This is a genomic window from Candidatus Liberimonas magnetica (assembly GCA_020523885.1).
GTDB lineage: Bacteria > Elusimicrobiota > Endomicrobiia > Endomicrobiales > JAFGIL01 > Liberimonas > Liberimonas magnetica.
This window is the reverse complement of sequence record JAJAPY010000002.1, coordinates 41,626-57,991: the sequence shown is the minus strand read 5'-3', so window position 1 is coordinate 57,991 and position 16,366 is coordinate 41,626. Positions and strand designations below refer to the sequence as shown.

The 16,366-nt window shown below is 40.5% G+C and carries 14 protein-coding genes; all 14 read right to left on the bottom strand.

The window, feature by feature from the left end:
• Position 1: 1 nt before the first annotated feature.
• Positions 2 to 1,705, bottom strand: a complete 1,704-nt coding sequence (locus LHV68_01700; protein ID MCB4790577.1) for a DUF5693 family protein — start codon at positions 1,703 to 1,705, stop codon at positions 2 to 4.
• Between the two features lie 13 nt (positions 1,706 to 1,718).
• Positions 1,719 to 2,441, bottom strand: a complete 723-nt coding sequence (locus LHV68_01695; GenBank protein MCB4790576.1) for an HAD family hydrolase — start codon at positions 2,439 to 2,441, stop codon at positions 1,719 to 1,721.
• 12 nt (positions 2,442 to 2,453) lie between these two features.
• Positions 2,454 to 4,478, bottom strand: coding sequence for an alpha-1,4-glucan--maltose-1-phosphate maltosyltransferase (locus LHV68_01690; GenBank protein MCB4790575.1), 2,025 nt, complete (start codon positions 4,476 to 4,478; stop codon positions 2,454 to 2,456).
• A gap of 89 nt (positions 4,479 to 4,567) precedes the next feature.
• Positions 4,568 to 5,794, bottom strand: a complete 1,227-nt coding sequence (gene glgA / locus LHV68_01685) for a glycogen synthase (GenBank protein MCB4790574.1) — start codon at positions 5,792 to 5,794, stop codon at positions 4,568 to 4,570.
• 210 nt (positions 5,795 to 6,004) lie between these two features.
• The gene (locus tag LHV68_01680; GenBank protein MCB4790573.1) at positions 6,005 to 6,625 is read right to left on the bottom strand and encodes a hypothetical protein; all 621 of its coding nucleotides are present in this window, start codon (positions 6,623 to 6,625) and stop codon (positions 6,005 to 6,007) included.
• Positions 6,567 to 7,514, bottom strand: coding sequence for an NHL repeat-containing protein (locus LHV68_01675; GenBank protein ID MCB4790572.1), 948 nt, complete (start codon positions 7,512 to 7,514; stop codon positions 6,567 to 6,569). Before LHV68_01675 ends, LHV68_01680 begins: the two co-directional genes overlap by 59 nt.
• Complete coding sequence (locus LHV68_01670) at positions 7,477 to 8,337, bottom strand: hypothetical protein (protein ID MCB4790571.1); 861 nt, start codon at positions 8,335 to 8,337, stop codon at positions 7,477 to 7,479. Before LHV68_01670 ends, LHV68_01675 begins: the two co-directional genes overlap by 38 nt.
• Positions 8,334 to 8,834 carry a hypothetical protein gene (locus LHV68_01665; GenBank protein MCB4790570.1) on the bottom strand — a complete coding sequence of 167 codons (501 nt, stop codon included), beginning with the start codon at positions 8,832 to 8,834 and terminating at the stop codon, positions 8,334 to 8,336. The genes LHV68_01670 and LHV68_01665 overlap by 4 nt, the downstream gene beginning before the upstream one ends.
• A gap of 67 nt (positions 8,835 to 8,901) precedes the next feature.
• On the bottom strand, positions 8,902 to 10,665 hold the full coding sequence (locus tag LHV68_01660; GenBank protein MCB4790569.1) for a hypothetical protein: 1,764 nt from the start codon (positions 10,663 to 10,665) through the stop codon (positions 8,902 to 8,904).
• A 306-nt stretch (positions 10,666 to 10,971) separates the two neighbouring features.
• Entirely contained in the window at positions 10,972 to 12,534 is a 1,563-nt protein-coding gene (locus LHV68_01655) for a hypothetical protein (protein ID MCB4790568.1), read from the bottom strand.
• A 215-nt stretch (positions 12,535 to 12,749) separates the two neighbouring features.
• The gene (gene galT, locus LHV68_01650) at positions 12,750 to 13,745 is read right to left on the bottom strand and encodes a galactose-1-phosphate uridylyltransferase (GenBank protein ID MCB4790567.1); all 996 of its coding nucleotides are present in this window, start codon (positions 13,743 to 13,745) and stop codon (positions 12,750 to 12,752) included.
• Between the two features lie 111 nt (positions 13,746 to 13,856).
• Complete coding sequence (locus LHV68_01645) at positions 13,857 to 14,771, bottom strand: sugar phosphate isomerase/epimerase (protein MCB4790566.1); 915 nt, start codon at positions 14,769 to 14,771, stop codon at positions 13,857 to 13,859.
• A 2-nt stretch (positions 14,772 to 14,773) separates the two neighbouring features.
• The gene (gene scpB / locus LHV68_01640; GenBank protein MCB4790565.1) at positions 14,774 to 15,433 is read right to left on the bottom strand and encodes an SMC-Scp complex subunit ScpB; all 660 of its coding nucleotides are present in this window, start codon (positions 15,431 to 15,433) and stop codon (positions 14,774 to 14,776) included.
• A gap of 2 nt (positions 15,434 to 15,435) precedes the next feature.
• The gene (locus tag LHV68_01635; GenBank protein ID MCB4790564.1) at positions 15,436 to 16,224 is read right to left on the bottom strand and encodes a segregation/condensation protein A; all 789 of its coding nucleotides are present in this window, start codon (positions 16,222 to 16,224) and stop codon (positions 15,436 to 15,438) included.
• Between the last annotated feature and the right edge of the window lie 142 nt (positions 16,225 to 16,366).

Below are 16,366 nucleotides of genomic sequence, written 5' to 3'. Positions count from 1 at the left end.
ATTATTTTTCTTCTATTCTAATTGCCTTTGTAAATTCAAAAACAGCTATCGCTGTCATGCCTATAAAAAAACCCAGCCAAACCCCGTGAAAAACCCTTAACAAAGAAGTAAGTACCGGTGTATGTGCGTGCATAAAAGTATTTATGATCGAAACCTGACCTAGCATACCGAGCAATATAAGACTTCTCTTCTTAAAATAAAGGCCTGCCAAAAGTAAGGGCTGGCCGAAAAGAAATTCTTTGCTTCTTGGCCTGACTATAAATACATTTTCCAGGAACTGTCTCACCTTTAATTCTAAAGGTGAAACCCCGGCCTGGTAATTTCCGCTGCGCAGGAGCATTACACCTAATACCAGGGCCGCAAGAGCAGCATATAGAATATGCCTGCCTTTTACCTGATACCTTAAGAAATTCCTCAACTCAGGCAGGTTGTACAATACAAAGACAGCTAATAGTAACGGCATTAAGATCGATAATTTTACGGAGTACGGCAAAATTATCCTTTGCATGAAAATAAGGTCATAAAAAAATGCCGCTATTAAAAGGCCTCCTGAAACTGTTATAGAGTTAATGACCGCATAGGAAACGGCCGGGTTTTGATAACTTTTCCCCTTATAAAGAGCATAGATCGGGAAGAATATCGCAATGATAAATATCAATAAACGCCTTTCAAATATCAATTTTCCCATCGGGTAAGCAGGAGGGCTTGAAGGTTCAAGATAAAAACCTTCCTGTTTTATTCTTTTTGCGGTTGACCTGAGGTATGTCATATTGTCTTCAACGGGCCTGTTCTTAAAGAAATGAAAGTAAAGGAACCTGTTCCCCCTTTCCTTCACAGCTCTTACCCAGCGTAATATATGCACAGCCGGATTTTGATTTGCATTTAATTCATCCGCAGATATAACATGGCCCGAGACCATTTTCGCAGGATTTGACCTTATAAGGGTATCTTCGCCGGCCAATTTGCAAAACTCAAGGCTAAAGTACTTAACCCCGCTTTTTATCAGGTTTTGTCCTGTTTCCTTGTCTTTGGCAGGATAGCCTGCTATTTCTTTTCCCTCCCATAAAAACCCGGATATATTATCGGGTAAGTTCTCGAACATCCATACCGGATTGCCAATATTTTGAGGCCGTAATACTACTTTTAATCCCAGGTCTTTCAATTGTTTTATTTTTTCAGGGTTAAAACCCAGGCTCAAATTGTCTGACCAGAAACCCGGCCTGTAAGAAGAATTGAATTTAAGGTTAAGTATAGTGTTTTTGCCGGCCTTATCTACGATTACGGCGAACCCGTACCTTTTTGTCAATTGCTCTGTTATCTGTTGGGCAAAGTCTTTATCCGCTGCCACTATTGTGTCGTTATTAACCTTGCCGTAACCCGAAACTACGTCAAGAAGCTGCATTCTTTTATATTCGCCCATCGAATAAAAAATGAGTTTTCCAGAATTTGCAAACGAAGATAATGTTTCTTCGCTTACTGAAAAGCTGGCCACTCCTATAGCCTGCGCTCTTTTAAGAAAATCCACAAAATCATAGTTGTTAACAAAACATAAGTCATAGGCTTCTTCAAAACTAAGGCATAGTTCCACAGCTTTATTTTCCTTTTCGCTTTTTATCCTTGAATAAAGAAGAAGGCAGGAAAGAGTGATAAGGCCCACTAAAAGAGCTGCTTTTATTGTTTTCTTGTTCAAATATTTATTCTGCATGCCAACTTCTCTCCTAAGGATTATCAATCAAATTGCAAATAACTTCAGGCAAACTACTATAATTATCGATCTTTACTTCTGCATCGGGCAGGGGCCATTTATTTTCTGCAGGTAAGTTTTGAATTTCCTTGTGTTTTATCCAGACAGCTTTCATCCCGGCTCTTTTTGCTCCTGCCACATCCTCGAACAGGTCATCTCCAACAAATACCGCATCAGCCGGCTTTACTTTCATACGGCCTAAGGCCTTTAAGAATATCTTGGGTGTGGGTTTACGGGCTTTGATGTCCGAGGAAAATAATATATATTCAAAATATTTGGCTATATCGAACCTTGCCAGTTCCGGCATTGTAAAAGACCTCTGGCTGTTTGAAACAACAGCTAACCTCACTTTTCTATGCAGAGAGTCCAGTACCTGCTTTGCATTAGGTAAAATGATCAATGACTTTGTTGTAAGTACCCTGAAAAGAAGAGTAAGCTCTTTTAAAATATCTTTTTTCTTTGTAATCCGTTCGAAAACATCTTTTATCTCAACGTCCGGATAAGGTTCTTTGCTTGAGCGCAGTTCTTCATTTATTATCTTTCTATACTGGCTTAACAACCCTCTTGGGGTGATCTTTACGCCTTTATAGGCAAGCCAGTTAGAAAGAAATTCATAAGTTTTAAAGTCATTTTCGTCTGTTTTTATTTTAATGAGGGTGTTATAGATGTCAAAAAATATGGCTTTTTTGTTTTCCATTTAGGTGCTGCACTATAAATAATAATCGAAGCTCTTTTCAGTGTGATGATACCGTCTCACCCTGAAAATATGAGCACAGGCTTTAGATGGGTCAAGTTTGACGAAATTCCTCGGGCCGTTCCATAAATAGCGCACCCCTGTCAGAAGGTCCTGCACCTGATAAGGTTTTTTATCACCGATCCCGAATTTAGACAGCGGCAGTTCGACCCAGCCTGATTGTGCCCATCTGGGGTCAAGGTTCACGATGATTATCAAAATCTCGGAAAAATCAGGGCTGTGTTTTCCGTAACACAGCAGGGAATCGTTATCTATCGGATAGAACTCCAGGTTGTCGTCATACTGCAGAGCCTCATTGTCATTTCGTATCTGGTTGATTTTTGTTATTAACGGCCTCAAGCTCTCCGTGCCGTCTCTCTTCCAAAGTTTTATCTCATACTTTTCAGAATCTAAATATTCTTCGCTGTTTACTCCCAGAGGCCTATTTACGCATAATTCGAACGCAGGGCCGTAGATACCGTAGTTTGCACCCAGAGTCGCGGCCAGGATAAAACGTATTTTAAAGGCATTCTGGCCTCCGACCTGAAGGTATTCGGTTAAGATGTCTGGAGTATTTGTCCACAGGTTTGCCCTAAAGAACTCTTTGGCTTCGGTCTTGGTCAGTTCAGTTATGAACTCAGTAAGTTCCCATTTTGTGTTGCGCCAGGGAAAATAATTATAGGATTGTGAAAAACCCAGCTTTGCCAGCCTGTACAGGAGTTTCGGCCGCGTAAAAGCCTCGGACAAAAATATAACCTCAGGATATTCCTTTTTAATGCCCGATATCATCCATTCCCAGAACGACAGGTCTTTCGTGTGCGGATTATCCACCCTGAATATCTTTACATCCTGTTTTATCCAGTATATAACGATGTTTTTTAGTTCATCCCAAAGGCCCTGCCAGTCAGCGGTTTCAAAATCAAGCGGATAGATGTCCTGATACTTTTTCGGAGGGTTTTCGGCATATTGTATGGTATTGTCCGGCCTTTTACGGAACCATTCCGGATGCTCAGTAACATAAGGATGGTCCGGAGAACACTGGTATGCTATATCCAAAGCTATCGATATCCCGAGCTTGCCTGCTTCCCTGATAAGCTCCTGAAAATCTTTTAATGTGCCCAATTGAGGGTTTATCGCATAATGCCCGCCTTCCTTGCTGCCTATGGCCCAAGGGCTTCCCACAGCACCTTTTTCGGCGTTTACAGAATTGTTCTTGCCTTTGCGAAATTGCAGCCCTACCGGATGAACAGGAGGTAAATAAAGTACGCTAAAACCCATATCAGCTATATAGGGCAGCCGCGAGATAACGTCCTTAAAAGTACCGTGTTTGCCCGGTATTGAGCCTGCTGAGCGCGGGAACATTTCATACCAGGCACTAAAACGAGCGATCTTCGGGTCAACGATAACCGTGAGCTCCCTGTATGTCACGGCATTGGCCCTATCCGGGTATTTCGCCATTATTTTTTTCAGTTCATCCGAAAGAGCAGCTTTATTGGCCTCTGCTTTATTCCTTTTATTGCTAAGTTTTCCGATAATATTGTTCAACTTTTCTTTATCTCTTGTTGAAGCTTTTTTGAGTGCGCTGTTTATCAATTCCAACCCTATTAGGATGTCGATTTCGACATTTTGTTCTGCTTCCACTCTTTTCTTAAAATCGCGCTGCCAGGATTTAAAATGGTCTATCCAGGCGCAAATAGAATATTTCCACTGTCCGATCTCGCTTACTTTGAATTCCCCCACCCACCTGTCATTGACCGAATGCTCCATAGGCGTTTCTGTCCATTTACTGTGGTCTTCCTCGCGGTAGAGTAGCACTGCGGATAATTCGTTATTCCCGTCAACGAATATGTCCGCTTCAACCTTGACCGTATCTTCGACTATCCTTTTAACAGGGAACCTGCCGCCGTTTATCTTAGGCTGGACACTTTCTATCTGGACCCGTTGTTTTATTTTCTCGTCTTCTATCGTTTCAGAGATATCTTCTACAGTTTTATCTTTCATTAACACAACTCCTATTTTTAGCGTGGAGCGTATAGCGTTTAGCGTATAGAAAAGTCAAAGACTTAAACCTATCCGCTCTACGCTAAACGCTATACGCTGTCTTTAATGACATCTTTATAGAAATCTATCGTTTTCTCTGCAATGCTTGCCCAGCTGAAATGCTCTATAACTCTCCGGCGTGCTTTTAAACCCATTTCTTTGAGGTTCTTGGGAGAAGCAAGCAGGGAATTTACTGCCTTTGCAATATCATATGCGAACTTTTCTTTATCTCGAGGCTCAACCTCTGTTGAGCTCTTCTGAGTTATCGGTACCAATATCCCTGTTTTACCGTGAACTACGACCTCAGGGATACCCCCGACTTTTGTAGCCACTACGGGAATTTTGCAGGCCATTGCCTCAAGGTTTATTATTCCGAACGGTTCATATACCGAAGGGCATATGAATACCGAGGCGCCGGAATATACAGCTATTAGGTCTTTTCTTGGAAGCATTTCGGATATCCAGATGATCCTGTTTTTTGAAACTCTCTTTGCTTTTTCTATATTTAGTTTCATCTCCAGGCCGATCTCTTTCGTATCCGGGGCACCTGCGCAAAGGACTATCTGGCAGACTGGTTTTATATGCTTTATAGCATTTACCAGATGTATGATGCCCTTCTGCCGTGTTATACGCCCCACAAACAAAATATATGGGAGTTTTTTGTCTATGCCGTATTCGCCGAGGATTTCTTTGTCTAAAACAGGACGGAACTCGTTCGTGTCTATGCCGTTATGTATCAACCTTATTTTATTTAACTCTACCCCATAAAGGTTATGGGCATCTTCCTTCATTGATTCCGATATAGCTATCACACCGTCGGCATTTTTATACGCTGTTTTTTCTATCCAGGAACTCGCCTGGTAGGCAGAGCCCAGCTGTTCGGCTTTCCACGGCCGCCGGGGTTCTAAAGAGTGGGTAGTTAATACAAGCGGTATCTGCATCAATTGTTTTGTCAAAAGCCCGGCAAAATGTGTATACCACGTATGGCAATGGACAATATCTATGCCTTCAAGTTCGCCGGACATTACTATATCTTTTTGTATCGTATCCAGGAATTTAACATGCCTTGGGTCTTTTGTATGGAAATTATATCCGGCATTAACGCCTTTTACAGACAAGTTTTTCTTATTTAACCTTTGATCCCCGAAACAAAACACTTTTACGGAATGTTTTCCGCCGTCCAGCTTAACTAATTCATTCGTTAAATATTCTACATGGACTCCGGCACCGCCATAAACATACGGAGGATATTCATTAGTAAGTATTCCTATCTTCATTTTTGCTTTTCCTTGGACTGTAGCAGTCTTTTTTATTTCTTTTTTGCTCCTGATGATAATATCCTTTCACGCCATATTAACATCCTTAAAACTGGTTGTTATATCATGTCTTTTTAGGACATTCCTATTCTGGCACATTAGGACATTGTCATTTTGGCATTACTGCTTAAAAACATCTTTAATTATCAAACTTTTCTTTATATGGCCAGCCTACCGGATTATCGCCAGTTTTTCTATTACAGTAAAAGCAGGATATCCTGCTTTTACCACGCGAACTCTATAAAGATAAATCCCGCTTGCAAGCCCTTTGACATTTACAGGAAACTCATAAGAGTATTCTCCGCCGCTTACCTGATAATCTCCACCTGAAATTGTCCCGGCTTGTACGAGTTCTCCTGCGATGTTAAATATCTTTATCTCTAAGGAATCAGCGATGCCGACCTCGGCGCATATAAACTGTCCCGGCGCGCCGCTGTTTGACCTGTATGGATTAGGATAGCAGTAAACCTGCCTTAACTTAAAATCCTGAGCGCCGGGCGCCAATTGCTCGAGTTCGAATATTTTACGAGGCGCCGCGCTGGCCGTTATTGCATCGCCGGGCAAACAGAAAACTTTTACTTCACCGTTATTTCTATCCGCAACGAACAGCAGCCCACTTTCATCGAGTAATAACCCGCCAGGGCAGCTAAACAATCCTGAGCTATTTTTTTTCTTATTCCTGCATTTTAGCATATCTGTACCGGGCAAAACCAGGCACATTACACCGTTTTTATCAAACCGGTACACCTTGTTCTCTGCCTGTGCACTTATTATAAATGCGGCCTTTTTCATCAACAAAGATAGCATCCGGGATTGCTCGGGTTTTTGCGGAAGTTGAAAGCACAACTGCCATTGAAAACGAGCCATCCACATCATACTTAAGTACCCTTGAATTCATCTGGTCTGCAACATACAAACTATCTGTGTTATCAATGAATATTGAACCAGGCCTTTCATACTTTCTTAAACTCCACCATCCCCAATGATCGTTCCAATGCTTATGTTCTTTGTCAGAAATTTCAGTGTTTATGGTTGCGGAATCTATTAAAACTCCGTCTGCTGTAAACTTTTGTATCCTGTTGTTTAACCTGTCAGCCACCCAGATATTGTTTCCGGCATCTAACGCCACTCCGGTTGGATGGTTGAAAGTTTTCTCTTTATGGCTTTTCAAGCCGCGAACTCTGTACTCCGAACTTTCTCTACAAGATCCTATCTGCATCAACACCTCACCGTTCGGGTCAAGCTTGATTATTCTGTTGAGAGAGGAATCTGCAACATAGATGTTTCCGTTTAAATCCACGGTTATCCCTTCAGGGCTCAAAAGCGGAACCCTGCCTCTCCAGTTGCCTCGCCAGATTTTTCGGTCACCCTTGTACCCGTTTGGCACAGGGCCTCCGAAAATGCTTACCACTTCGCCTGCACTATTGAACTTGATAATTCTTGAGAAATGGTTTTCCGTAACGTAAGTATTACCGTTTAAATCTCGCGCAATGTACGCGGGCTCAAACACCTTTTTATTGAGCTTTTTATTTTCGTACAAAGCCCATGAGTCGAGCTTTTCCGGTTCGCCCGAGTACACGCAAACCGTTGCGCTCGCCGAGTTTCCAACATTATCTGTGCCTTGAAGCTTTATATCATAGAAATCAATATAAAGCCCGGTTGCGTCGATTTCTGAGGTCAAAGCCCCCCCCTCCCTGAACGATGGTTCCTGATGTTACTTGAACCCAGCTCTCCGTTGAACCGCTTAAACGGTATTCAAGCGACCATTTGCCAGCTGACTGGTCGTCTGCTGAAAACTTTACAGGGATTACTTTATTGTAAATTGTTTGTACACCCTTATCATCAGGTGATGGATAGACAAATGAAATCAAGGGTGGGGTGATGTCTGGATTAGGTGCAAAAACCGCAAAAAGACAAAGTTCGGCAACTTCTACGCTTATCCAGTTTTCGTTTGTATTCCTTACCAAACCTTGCGTAAGCTGCAGCCACCCGGTAGAAGGCTCGTCCCACCTGTAAACGTACAAATCCTGCTCGGTCGTGCCTTCCGGCAGAGGTTCGTTATACCTGAACACCAGATTTGACGCGGGAGAAAACACCGCGCTGTCTGGCCCAATGTCGTAAAGCGAAGAAGCCAATAGAAGTCCGCTGCCTTCGGACTGTGCAAGGGCTACTGTTGCACGCGATGTTGTGGTTGATTCCACAACAATGCTTAACGAAACTGGCTCGCCGTTTAACGTTGCGCTTGAGTAGCTTATAGATACAAAAGTGTCCGAGCTTTCCACAACTTCCTGATAGCTGGGCGTAAAGCTGACTGTGATTGACGCATCCGCAGGGGCCGGCGGCTGATAATCGGGTGTGAAGTTTACGGCAATAAAAACTTCCTGGCTGCCGCCGGATGAAGGATAATCAGGAGTAAAGTTCACCATTATATCTGCCTGTTCAGCGGCAAACAAAACAACCGGCATCAGTATGGACATAATAGCCCTGCCAACGGTTTTTATCATTGCATTTTACCTGTTTCGATGTACAGTGGAATAATAACTTCCAGCGCCATATTGCCGCCCCTGTCTGGCGGCTGAGTTACTTTTATCAGTGTTTGAAAGCGTTTTCCGTAAAACTCTTTTTTCTTTGGAATATTAATGTAAAAACTATTGAAATATCCGCTACTTTTTGGCTCAACCGTAAGCTCAATATTCTTAATATGAAACCACTTTATCAATGCATCTTCTTCAATATCCTGATAACCCGAACTTGGCTCCACTCCGTAACTTTTGCAGCTTACCAGTTCAATCTTGAACCTACTTTCCATAATACCAGTATTTTTAACTTCCAAAAAACTTTTAGATACGCTTGAGCCTATCACTTCAAAGCTTCTGCCCGGCATAACCCATTTTGCTTTTATCACGGACGGCTCAACCAAAAACCCGGAAGAAAACAAATAGCCTGCATTCAACACCAATAGCAATGATACATAAATCAGAACCAACCCCTTTGCAATCATCTGTCACTTCCCTGCTTGAACAAGACTAAATCTTTTTTCATAAACGCATCGAATAACTTTCGGGCAATTATAATGTTCTTAAAACTTTCATTCTTAATATTGGCAAAAAAGACAATAAATAAAAAAACATTATTACAAACGTTAAATTCCTTATACCGGAATACATTGATATATACTCCCCCATCCCGCCCACTATACAGCCCAAAATATTTGAGCCAAGAGATAACGCGCTGTCTGCTGTCTTAGCGAAAGAAGACGCAAATATCACACCAGCAAAATAAACAGGCAACCCAATGATAACCATGGCAAACAATATTCTTGCAAAAACGTTATATTTAAGCATTCCCGTATGAGGCACAAGGTAATTTAACAATAACGAACTAAATAACAATAGATACCATACATAAACATTCAATTGTTCATTTTTGGTGACATAATAATTAGAAAAAAGTATAGCCACAAGTACCGCTGAAAGTACAATGGAGTTAATAATCCATGTATTCCCGAACAAAAGCGCGAACTGAGAAATGTTCTTTATTTCAAGAAGCAAAAAGCCGGCGCCTAAAAAGAAAAAATGATACTCAAGTTTCTTTACCGCACCCGGAACAGTTATCAACAATAATAAAACAGAAAATAAGAGCATAAAACCCATTATTGCCAAATATGTCATTGGTATCCTCTTCTCTTTCAGATAAAACTGCGGCCAGTCATCTGTCGCAAGCGGTATTCCGGTATTTTTTGCTAAAGTTTTTGAGTTCGTAGTCTTTCCGTTTTTTATTAAAATAAACTCTCCTTCAAAAAGTGAAGTGCTACCCAATACATTATGTCCAAATACAGTTTCTATCATTCTAATAAAACGTTCTTTTGACCATGCCATATACCAATGTTCACGGCTAAACGTAATAGCATATACACCATTTTCAGTTAAATGGTCTTTAATGCTTTTGAAGGACTCCAATGTATAAAGATAGCTGTCAAGTCTCAGGTTCGCAGACATGGCATACTGTGAATGCGAGTCTAACTGGTTTTGCACTATTAAATCATACTTTTTATTTGACCTTGCGAGATATGCTCTCGCATCATCATTAATTACATTTACAAATTTGTTTTGATATGGTTTTTGCGGGTGGTCTCTTTTGCCTAACGTAATTATTATAGGATCAATTTCAACCGCATCAATATCCTTAACTCCGTATTTTAGTGCTGCCGCTGCCTCGTTTCCTGCGCCTGCAGCTATTATCAAAACATTCTCCGGTTTTAAATACTGGTAAGGCATTATAAAATAGGTAAATATCTTACTCTTATTACTAGATAATCTATCCAGGTAGTCTTTGTCAATGTCAATTATAGTCTGATGATATTCATTATTTACAAAAATCTTTTTAGCTAAAAATCTCTTATCTTTAGATAAGATTGTATCAAAAGCTATTTTTTGATAGGGTGACCACAAATAACTTCTATCTGAAACATAAACCTGAACCAACAAAACGGAAATCACTAAAATACAACCAATAATCCATTTTATTTTATGTAGAAATATTAAACACAGAGTAAGTCCTACCAAGAACCATATATAAGGCGGCGAATGTAAAAATGACAATAATGTAAATAGCAGAACCCCAACAAGATTTCCAACAATATTTATACTATACCCTTTTAACGGCTCAAAACTCTTAAATATGTCTGCAAATGCACAACCCAACGGTAAAAACAATACAGCTACCAAGGTAAAAGTGCAGCATATAACATAAATACCTCCGCCTGTTTTTCCATGTGATTCAACTGAAAAATTAATCTTTTCATAGCTTTCATTCGGAGTTACAAAGCCCATTTTTCCGATACTTTCTTTTGATATCACTAAAGCAAACGTTGCAATAAATATCAATAAAATAAATGCTAAAATGCTCTTTTGAAAACCATACCCATATTTAATGTTAATTAGACAGCCAACACTAATCCCTAAAAAACATGCCAATAGCACTACACTTCTGAAAAAAGCTATTAAAGGAAGCTGGGTTGGTAACCATCTTATAAATAGTGTTTCAAAATATAGACATAAGAAACTTACCAAAAACAATAGCAAGACATCTTTATTAATAAGGAATAATTTGTTGTCAGTTTTCATTTATACACAATTTTATGGAGCTATATGCCGCATTCCTATATTAGAATCAACTGGTGTTGAAATTAAGTCAAAGAGTGTATTGCTTGGGATAATTACATTTACCGCACTGTCAATAGGAGTCACATTAATGTTGGTAGAATTAAATGTTACTTCCTGATCAATTGGAGGGCAAGCCCCACTATCATTTAGTTTGATTAATAATATGCTGCTATAATCTTCTTCACCAATGAAATCTGTATAACCGGCTGCTATATAACCTCCATCATTTGTTTTTCTAATTAAATTTAAGGCACCGGTTGGGTTGTATAATTTTTGCCATATTATATTACCATCAGAATCTATTTTTGTTATCAGAGGATGGGTAATACTGTTGTCTTCTCCAGATAAAATATATCCTCCATCATCTGTTTGCGTGATTGAATAACATGATCTGTATGTTTTTCCCCAAATTATGGTGCCATCAGAATTTAGATTCAACACATCTGTCGAATTTCTAGTTAGAATATATCCCCCGTTTGTTGTTTTTTGTATTGATGGCATTTGTTGGCTATAAAGACCATATGTTTTCTGCCATTCTATGCTTCCAGTGGAATTTAGCTTTAAGACTTGGGCGTTATGAATTTCTCCGTTACTTGATCCTGCTGTTATATACCCGGCATCATCTGTCTGCTGGATTGTATTAAGAAATGTTTCCAAAAATGATTTTTGCCATTCTAAGGCTCCGTTGGAATACAATTTTATTACTCTGGAACCATCAGAATTAGAACCTGCAACTATATATCCGCCATCATTAGTCTGTTGAATCGATGTAAAACCCTCAATAAATCCTTTTTGCCATAATATATTACCATTTGAATTTATTTTTAAGATAAAAGATATTTTTTCATTTAAATTCGTATTTGTTTGACCTGTTAAAACGTAGCCTCCATCATTTGTTTGTTGAATACAATTAGGGTATGTCCCGTCATACATATTTGTATATAACTTCTGCCAAATTATTAATCCTTCCGAATTTAATTTACAAACCAGAAGTTGGCTATTGTAGTCTGCAGCAAAGATAGAACCACCGTCATTAGTTTGTCGGATATCAATTATTGTCTGAGATTGTGGGATTATAGTTCCATAAGCTTTTGCCCAGGGCGTTGTCACAACAGGCACAGCCATAACCGAAAGGGTTACAACTGAACTTTGGGTATTAGTTATTATCGGATTAATCGAAGATGGAGACTGAAACCTGAAATTGAAGTTATGTGCAGTTGAAGGAGCAAGGCTCGAAACCAGATTCAGGTTGCTTGTCGAAATTGATGTCCAGTTCTGGCCCGTGCCAAACTGCATGGCAAACGTGTTGAGGCCGGGAGCCGCGCCAAGCGTCCAGCTTGATGTATTTGCCGCTCTTATCTGGACTTTCGCAGGCTCATCTCCGATGTTGGTTACTGTAATCTGCGGGCTTGTACGGGTAACTGCTCCGCCGCTTCCCGCATCCCATTGCGTTGAGTTAACCTCAATTCCCACCCCGCCGAAACAAAGACTCCCCATATTTAAACAAAGCGCCCAGGTTATCACCTTTCTAATCATTTTAAACCCTCCTATAATGAAAACGTAATATCCAAAATCCTGAAAATTAGTTTTTACTTGACAATTCCCCGCAGCTTACTGCAGGGAGGTTCAATATATATAATCTCTTGACGACAATTTTTAGCCTAAAATACTGTTTCATAGAATTATACGAACTTCCGTTACTGTTTTGCCTTTACTCCTAACTACGAACTCTGAACTCCGAACTGGTTTATTTATTCGCTTTCTCTTAAGAATTTCGCAGCTTCTTCCGGAGGAGTAGGGTTTATGTAGAACCCCGAACCCCATTCGAACCCCGCGACCTGAACAAGTTTCGGCATTATTTCGATATGCCAGTGGTAATGAGGCAATTCTGCGTCCTTCAAAGGCGAATTATGGATTATATAGTTGTACGGCGGTGTATCAAGGACATTGTCCATTTTCTTAAGCAAACCTTTCATGATGGATCCAAGCGACACGACCTGGTTCTCGTTGATATACTCAAAATGAGAGAAATGAGCTTTGGGTATAACCCAGGTTTCAAAAGGAGAACGCGAAGCATACGGGCAAAAAGCAAGAAAATCCTCATTCTCGGCCACTATTCTTTTTATAGATGACATCTCTTCTGTGACTATATCGCAGAAAACGCATCTCTCCTTTTGTTCGAAATAACTTTTTGCCCCGCTTATCTCTTCCTTTACCCGTTTCGGAACTATAGGAGTGGCTATAAGCTGTGAATGCGGATGAGCCAGGGTCGCGCCTGCAGCCGAGCCCCTGTTCTTTAAGACAAGTATATATTCGAACCTCTGGTCCCTTTTAAGGTCTGTTATCCTGTCTTTTGCCGCCCAAAAAATATCCTGAACATTTTTATCCGCCATATCAGGGATCTCTTTATTGTGGTCAGGTGTCTCGATAATTACCTCATGGGCGCCGATGCCGTTCATCTTATCGTACATGCCTTCCCCTTTTCTGTTCAAAGAACCTTCTATCGCCAAGGCAGGATATTTGTTAGCCACCACCCTTAAGCTCCAGTCTCCTGTTTTCTTGGCAGCGAGCAAATTCTTATATGTAATTATAGCACGCGGTGTCATCCCTTCATTGCCCACGCAAAAAGGGCATGGTTTATTAAGGTTATCAGACACTTCTTTCTTGAAGTCAGAAGGCCGCCTGCTCCTGTCCGTTGAAATTATAACCCATCTTCCTATTATCGGATCACGCCTGAATTCTGACATTTAAAACCTCCAAAATATTTATAGCGTTTAGCGGATAGCGTAGAGCGGATAGAACTTCAAAGTCTTTGACCTTCCTATACGCTAAACGCTATCCGCTATACGCTTTATGTATTATAAGCCGATTTTCTTAAAATAATTAAGGCTATCTTTTACTTGCTTTAAAGTTGACTGCGAATGCGCCTCGATTACTTTTATTGTGTTTTTATTCAAATAAGGCAGCAGCCTTTTAAAATCAAAATCTCCGCTTCCAGGCGCATAGTGGTCAAAAAGCCCGTGCAGGTCATGAAGGTGTACCCCCAGAAGTTTATCCTTAAAAGCTTTAAGGTAATCTTCGTGTTCTTTTACGAAACCAAGGCGGACATTTACTTCTGCATGGCCTGTATCGTGCCAGTAATAAAGGGGAGCTCCGGAGAACTCTTTAAAAAGAATTTCAAACTCCTCTATTACCGGTATCTCATGATAATATATCCGTGTTTCAAGCCCGAAAGCGACTTTACTGCCTTTAGAATTTTCTATCAAAGTGTTTATACTTTTTTTGAGATTGTCCAGATAATATTTTGACTTTTCTTTGCGCTCTTTTAATATGCTTTCTTTGTATTTAGTGAACAATTTCGCATTCTTCCCGAATTTTACCGCATATTTAAAAAGCTCTGAGCCGCTCGGCTGCGTAAGAACTTCGCCCGCATGGATGACGACAGCTTTAGCATTCAGCCTTTTTGCAAGTTCTATGGTTTCAGAAGTCAGCCTGACTGCCGTGTTCCTTTCTTCCTTGTCCGGTGATGCCAGAGAATACGCAAAAAATATCGACTTTCCCGCAGGAAGGCCTTCAAGCTTCGGACAATAATTATGAATGCTTGAAATATTTACTTCATTATTTTTTACGGAACTTTCAATGCTTTGTATCCAGGAAGAAGGTACTTCTACGTTTAATTCAACATCGTGAAAACCTAATCTTTTTATCCCGGATAAAACACCAGGCCAGGAACCGTGCTTATTGATATTATATGCAGTAGAGATCGATATCATTTCTATTCTTTTGGTTCATCTTCAGCAATATTTTCTTCACCTGTAGTTTCACTGGAGGTTTCATCGGCAGCTTGAGCCGGTTCATCGGAAACCTCTGATTCTACCCCTTCCGAACCACTGTCTGCTGCGGCTTCTTCAGGAGGGGTCAGCTCTTCCAAAGAAGGCAGTTCGCTCAAATGGCTTAAGCCAAAATGCCGCAAGAACTCCTGGGTTGTTCCGTAAAGTATAGGGCGCCCGACTGTTTCTTTTCGGCCTACGATCTTTATAAGCCTTCTTTCAAGCAGTGTCTCAAGCACACCTGTTGCCTCTACGCCTCTTATTTCCTCGACCTCCGAACGTGTTAGAGGCTGCTTATAGGCTACTATTGAAAGGGTTTCAAGCGCGGAGTTGGATAATTTCAAGGTAGTCCTGTCTTTATAAAGTTTTCTTATCCAGGGAGAATATTCCTTTTTAGTCGCAAGCTGCCAGCCGCCGGCGATGAACCGCAGTTCAACCGGGCTTTTTCTCTGGTTATATGATTCGCCTATATCCCTTACCAGCTGTTCAAGGTCGTGGCCCTGGGCTTCTTTACCCAGGACTTCCTTCAGCTGTGACAAACTTACCGGATTATCCGAAATAAATATCAAAGCTTCTATGATATCCCTTACCTGATTTGGTTCCATGGTCATTCCTTTTTTTCCTGTTCTTTTAGATTAAGTTCCTGCTGAGGCTCATCGGCTGAAACCTGATTCTGGAGGTTCTCCTGTTTTACTTCTTCCTCTTCCTTTACCTTATAGACCCGTATGGGGCCGAACAGTTCAACCTGTTTTACTATGATCTGCCGTAAACGGATGAGTTCCAATATCGCTAAAAAACTTAAGATAAGCCCCACCTTCGTTTTTTCAAGTTTCAGTATCTCTTCAAAAGACAGGTATTGTTTCCCTTCGAACATATCAAGGATCTCCCTGATCCTCTGCTCGATAGGTATCTCTTCATAAACTATCTCTTTTACGTCTTTAGGGAGTTCTCTTAAAACATTCCTGAAACCGTTCAACAGGTCGAACAAAGACACGTCAAGGACATAATCGTTCTTATCGAAAACCGGCGCCGAGCGGTAAAAAAGTTCCGAAAAATATTCTTCTCTTTTACTGAGCCTTTTTGCGACTTCTTTATATTTCTGGTACTCCATAAGTTTTGATTTCAGTTCCTCAAGAGGGTTCGGGCCTTCTTCTTCCTGCACCGCCTCTGAAGGAAGCAGCATCCTTGCCTTTATCTGCATTAAGGTAGATGCCATAACAAGGAATTCGCCCGCAATATCAAGGTTCAGGTCCTTCATTATATCCAGGTACTCAATGTATTCATGAGTTATCTGAGAGATAGGGATCTCTGCTATATCCATATCGTTCTTTTTGATAAGGTACAATAAGAGGTCAAGCGGGCCTTCGAAGATTTCAAGATGAATGTCGTACGGCATAATTTCCTTTCGAAACTACAATTTCGAATAACCAAATCCGAATCTCGAAAAAAACTGCAATATCAAATATTCAAACAACAAATAAATTCAATATTTTTCTTTTTGCCTATTTTATATTCTTTCGGATTTCGAGATTGCCTAT

Coding starts and splice junctions, on each gene's coding strand:
- LHV68_01695 (MCB4790576.1), bottom strand. CDS start 2,441: ATGGAAAACAAAAAAGCCATATTTTTTGACATCTATAACACCCTCATT.
- LHV68_01665 (MCB4790570.1), bottom strand. CDS start 8,834: ATGATTGCAAAGGGGTTGGTTCTGATTTATGTATCATTGCTATTGGTG.
- LHV68_01645 (MCB4790566.1), bottom strand. CDS start 14,771: ATGATATCGATCTCTACTGCATATAATATCAATAAGCACGGTTCCTGG.
- LHV68_01680 (MCB4790573.1), bottom strand. CDS start 6,625: ATGAAAAAGGCCGCATTTATAATAAGTGCACAGGCAGAGAACAAGGTG.
- scpB (MCB4790565.1), bottom strand. CDS start 15,433: ATGGAACCAAATCAGGTAAGGGATATCATAGAAGCTTTGATATTTATT.
- LHV68_01660 (MCB4790569.1), bottom strand. CDS start 10,665: ATGGGCTTTGTAACTCCGAATGAAAGCTATGAAAAGATTAATTTTTCA.
- galT (MCB4790567.1), bottom strand. CDS start 13,745: ATGTCAGAATTCAGGCGTGATCCGATAATAGGAAGATGGGTTATAATT.
- LHV68_01700 (MCB4790577.1), bottom strand. CDS start 1,705: ATGCAGAATAAATATTTGAACAAGAAAACAATAAAAGCAGCTCTTTTA.
- LHV68_01690 (MCB4790575.1), bottom strand. CDS start 4,478: ATGAAAGATAAAACTGTAGAAGATATCTCTGAAACGATAGAAGACGAG.
- LHV68_01670 (MCB4790571.1), bottom strand. CDS start 8,337: ATGATAAAAACCGTTGGCAGGGCTATTATGTCCATACTGATGCCGGTT.
- LHV68_01655 (MCB4790568.1), bottom strand. CDS start 12,534: ATGATTAGAAAGGTGATAACCTGGGCGCTTTGTTTAAATATGGGGAGT.
- glgA (MCB4790574.1), bottom strand. CDS start 5,794: ATGAAGATAGGAATACTTACTAATGAATATCCTCCGTATGTTTATGGC.
- LHV68_01635 (MCB4790564.1), bottom strand. CDS start 16,224: ATGCCGTACGACATTCATCTTGAAATCTTCGAAGGCCCGCTTGACCTC.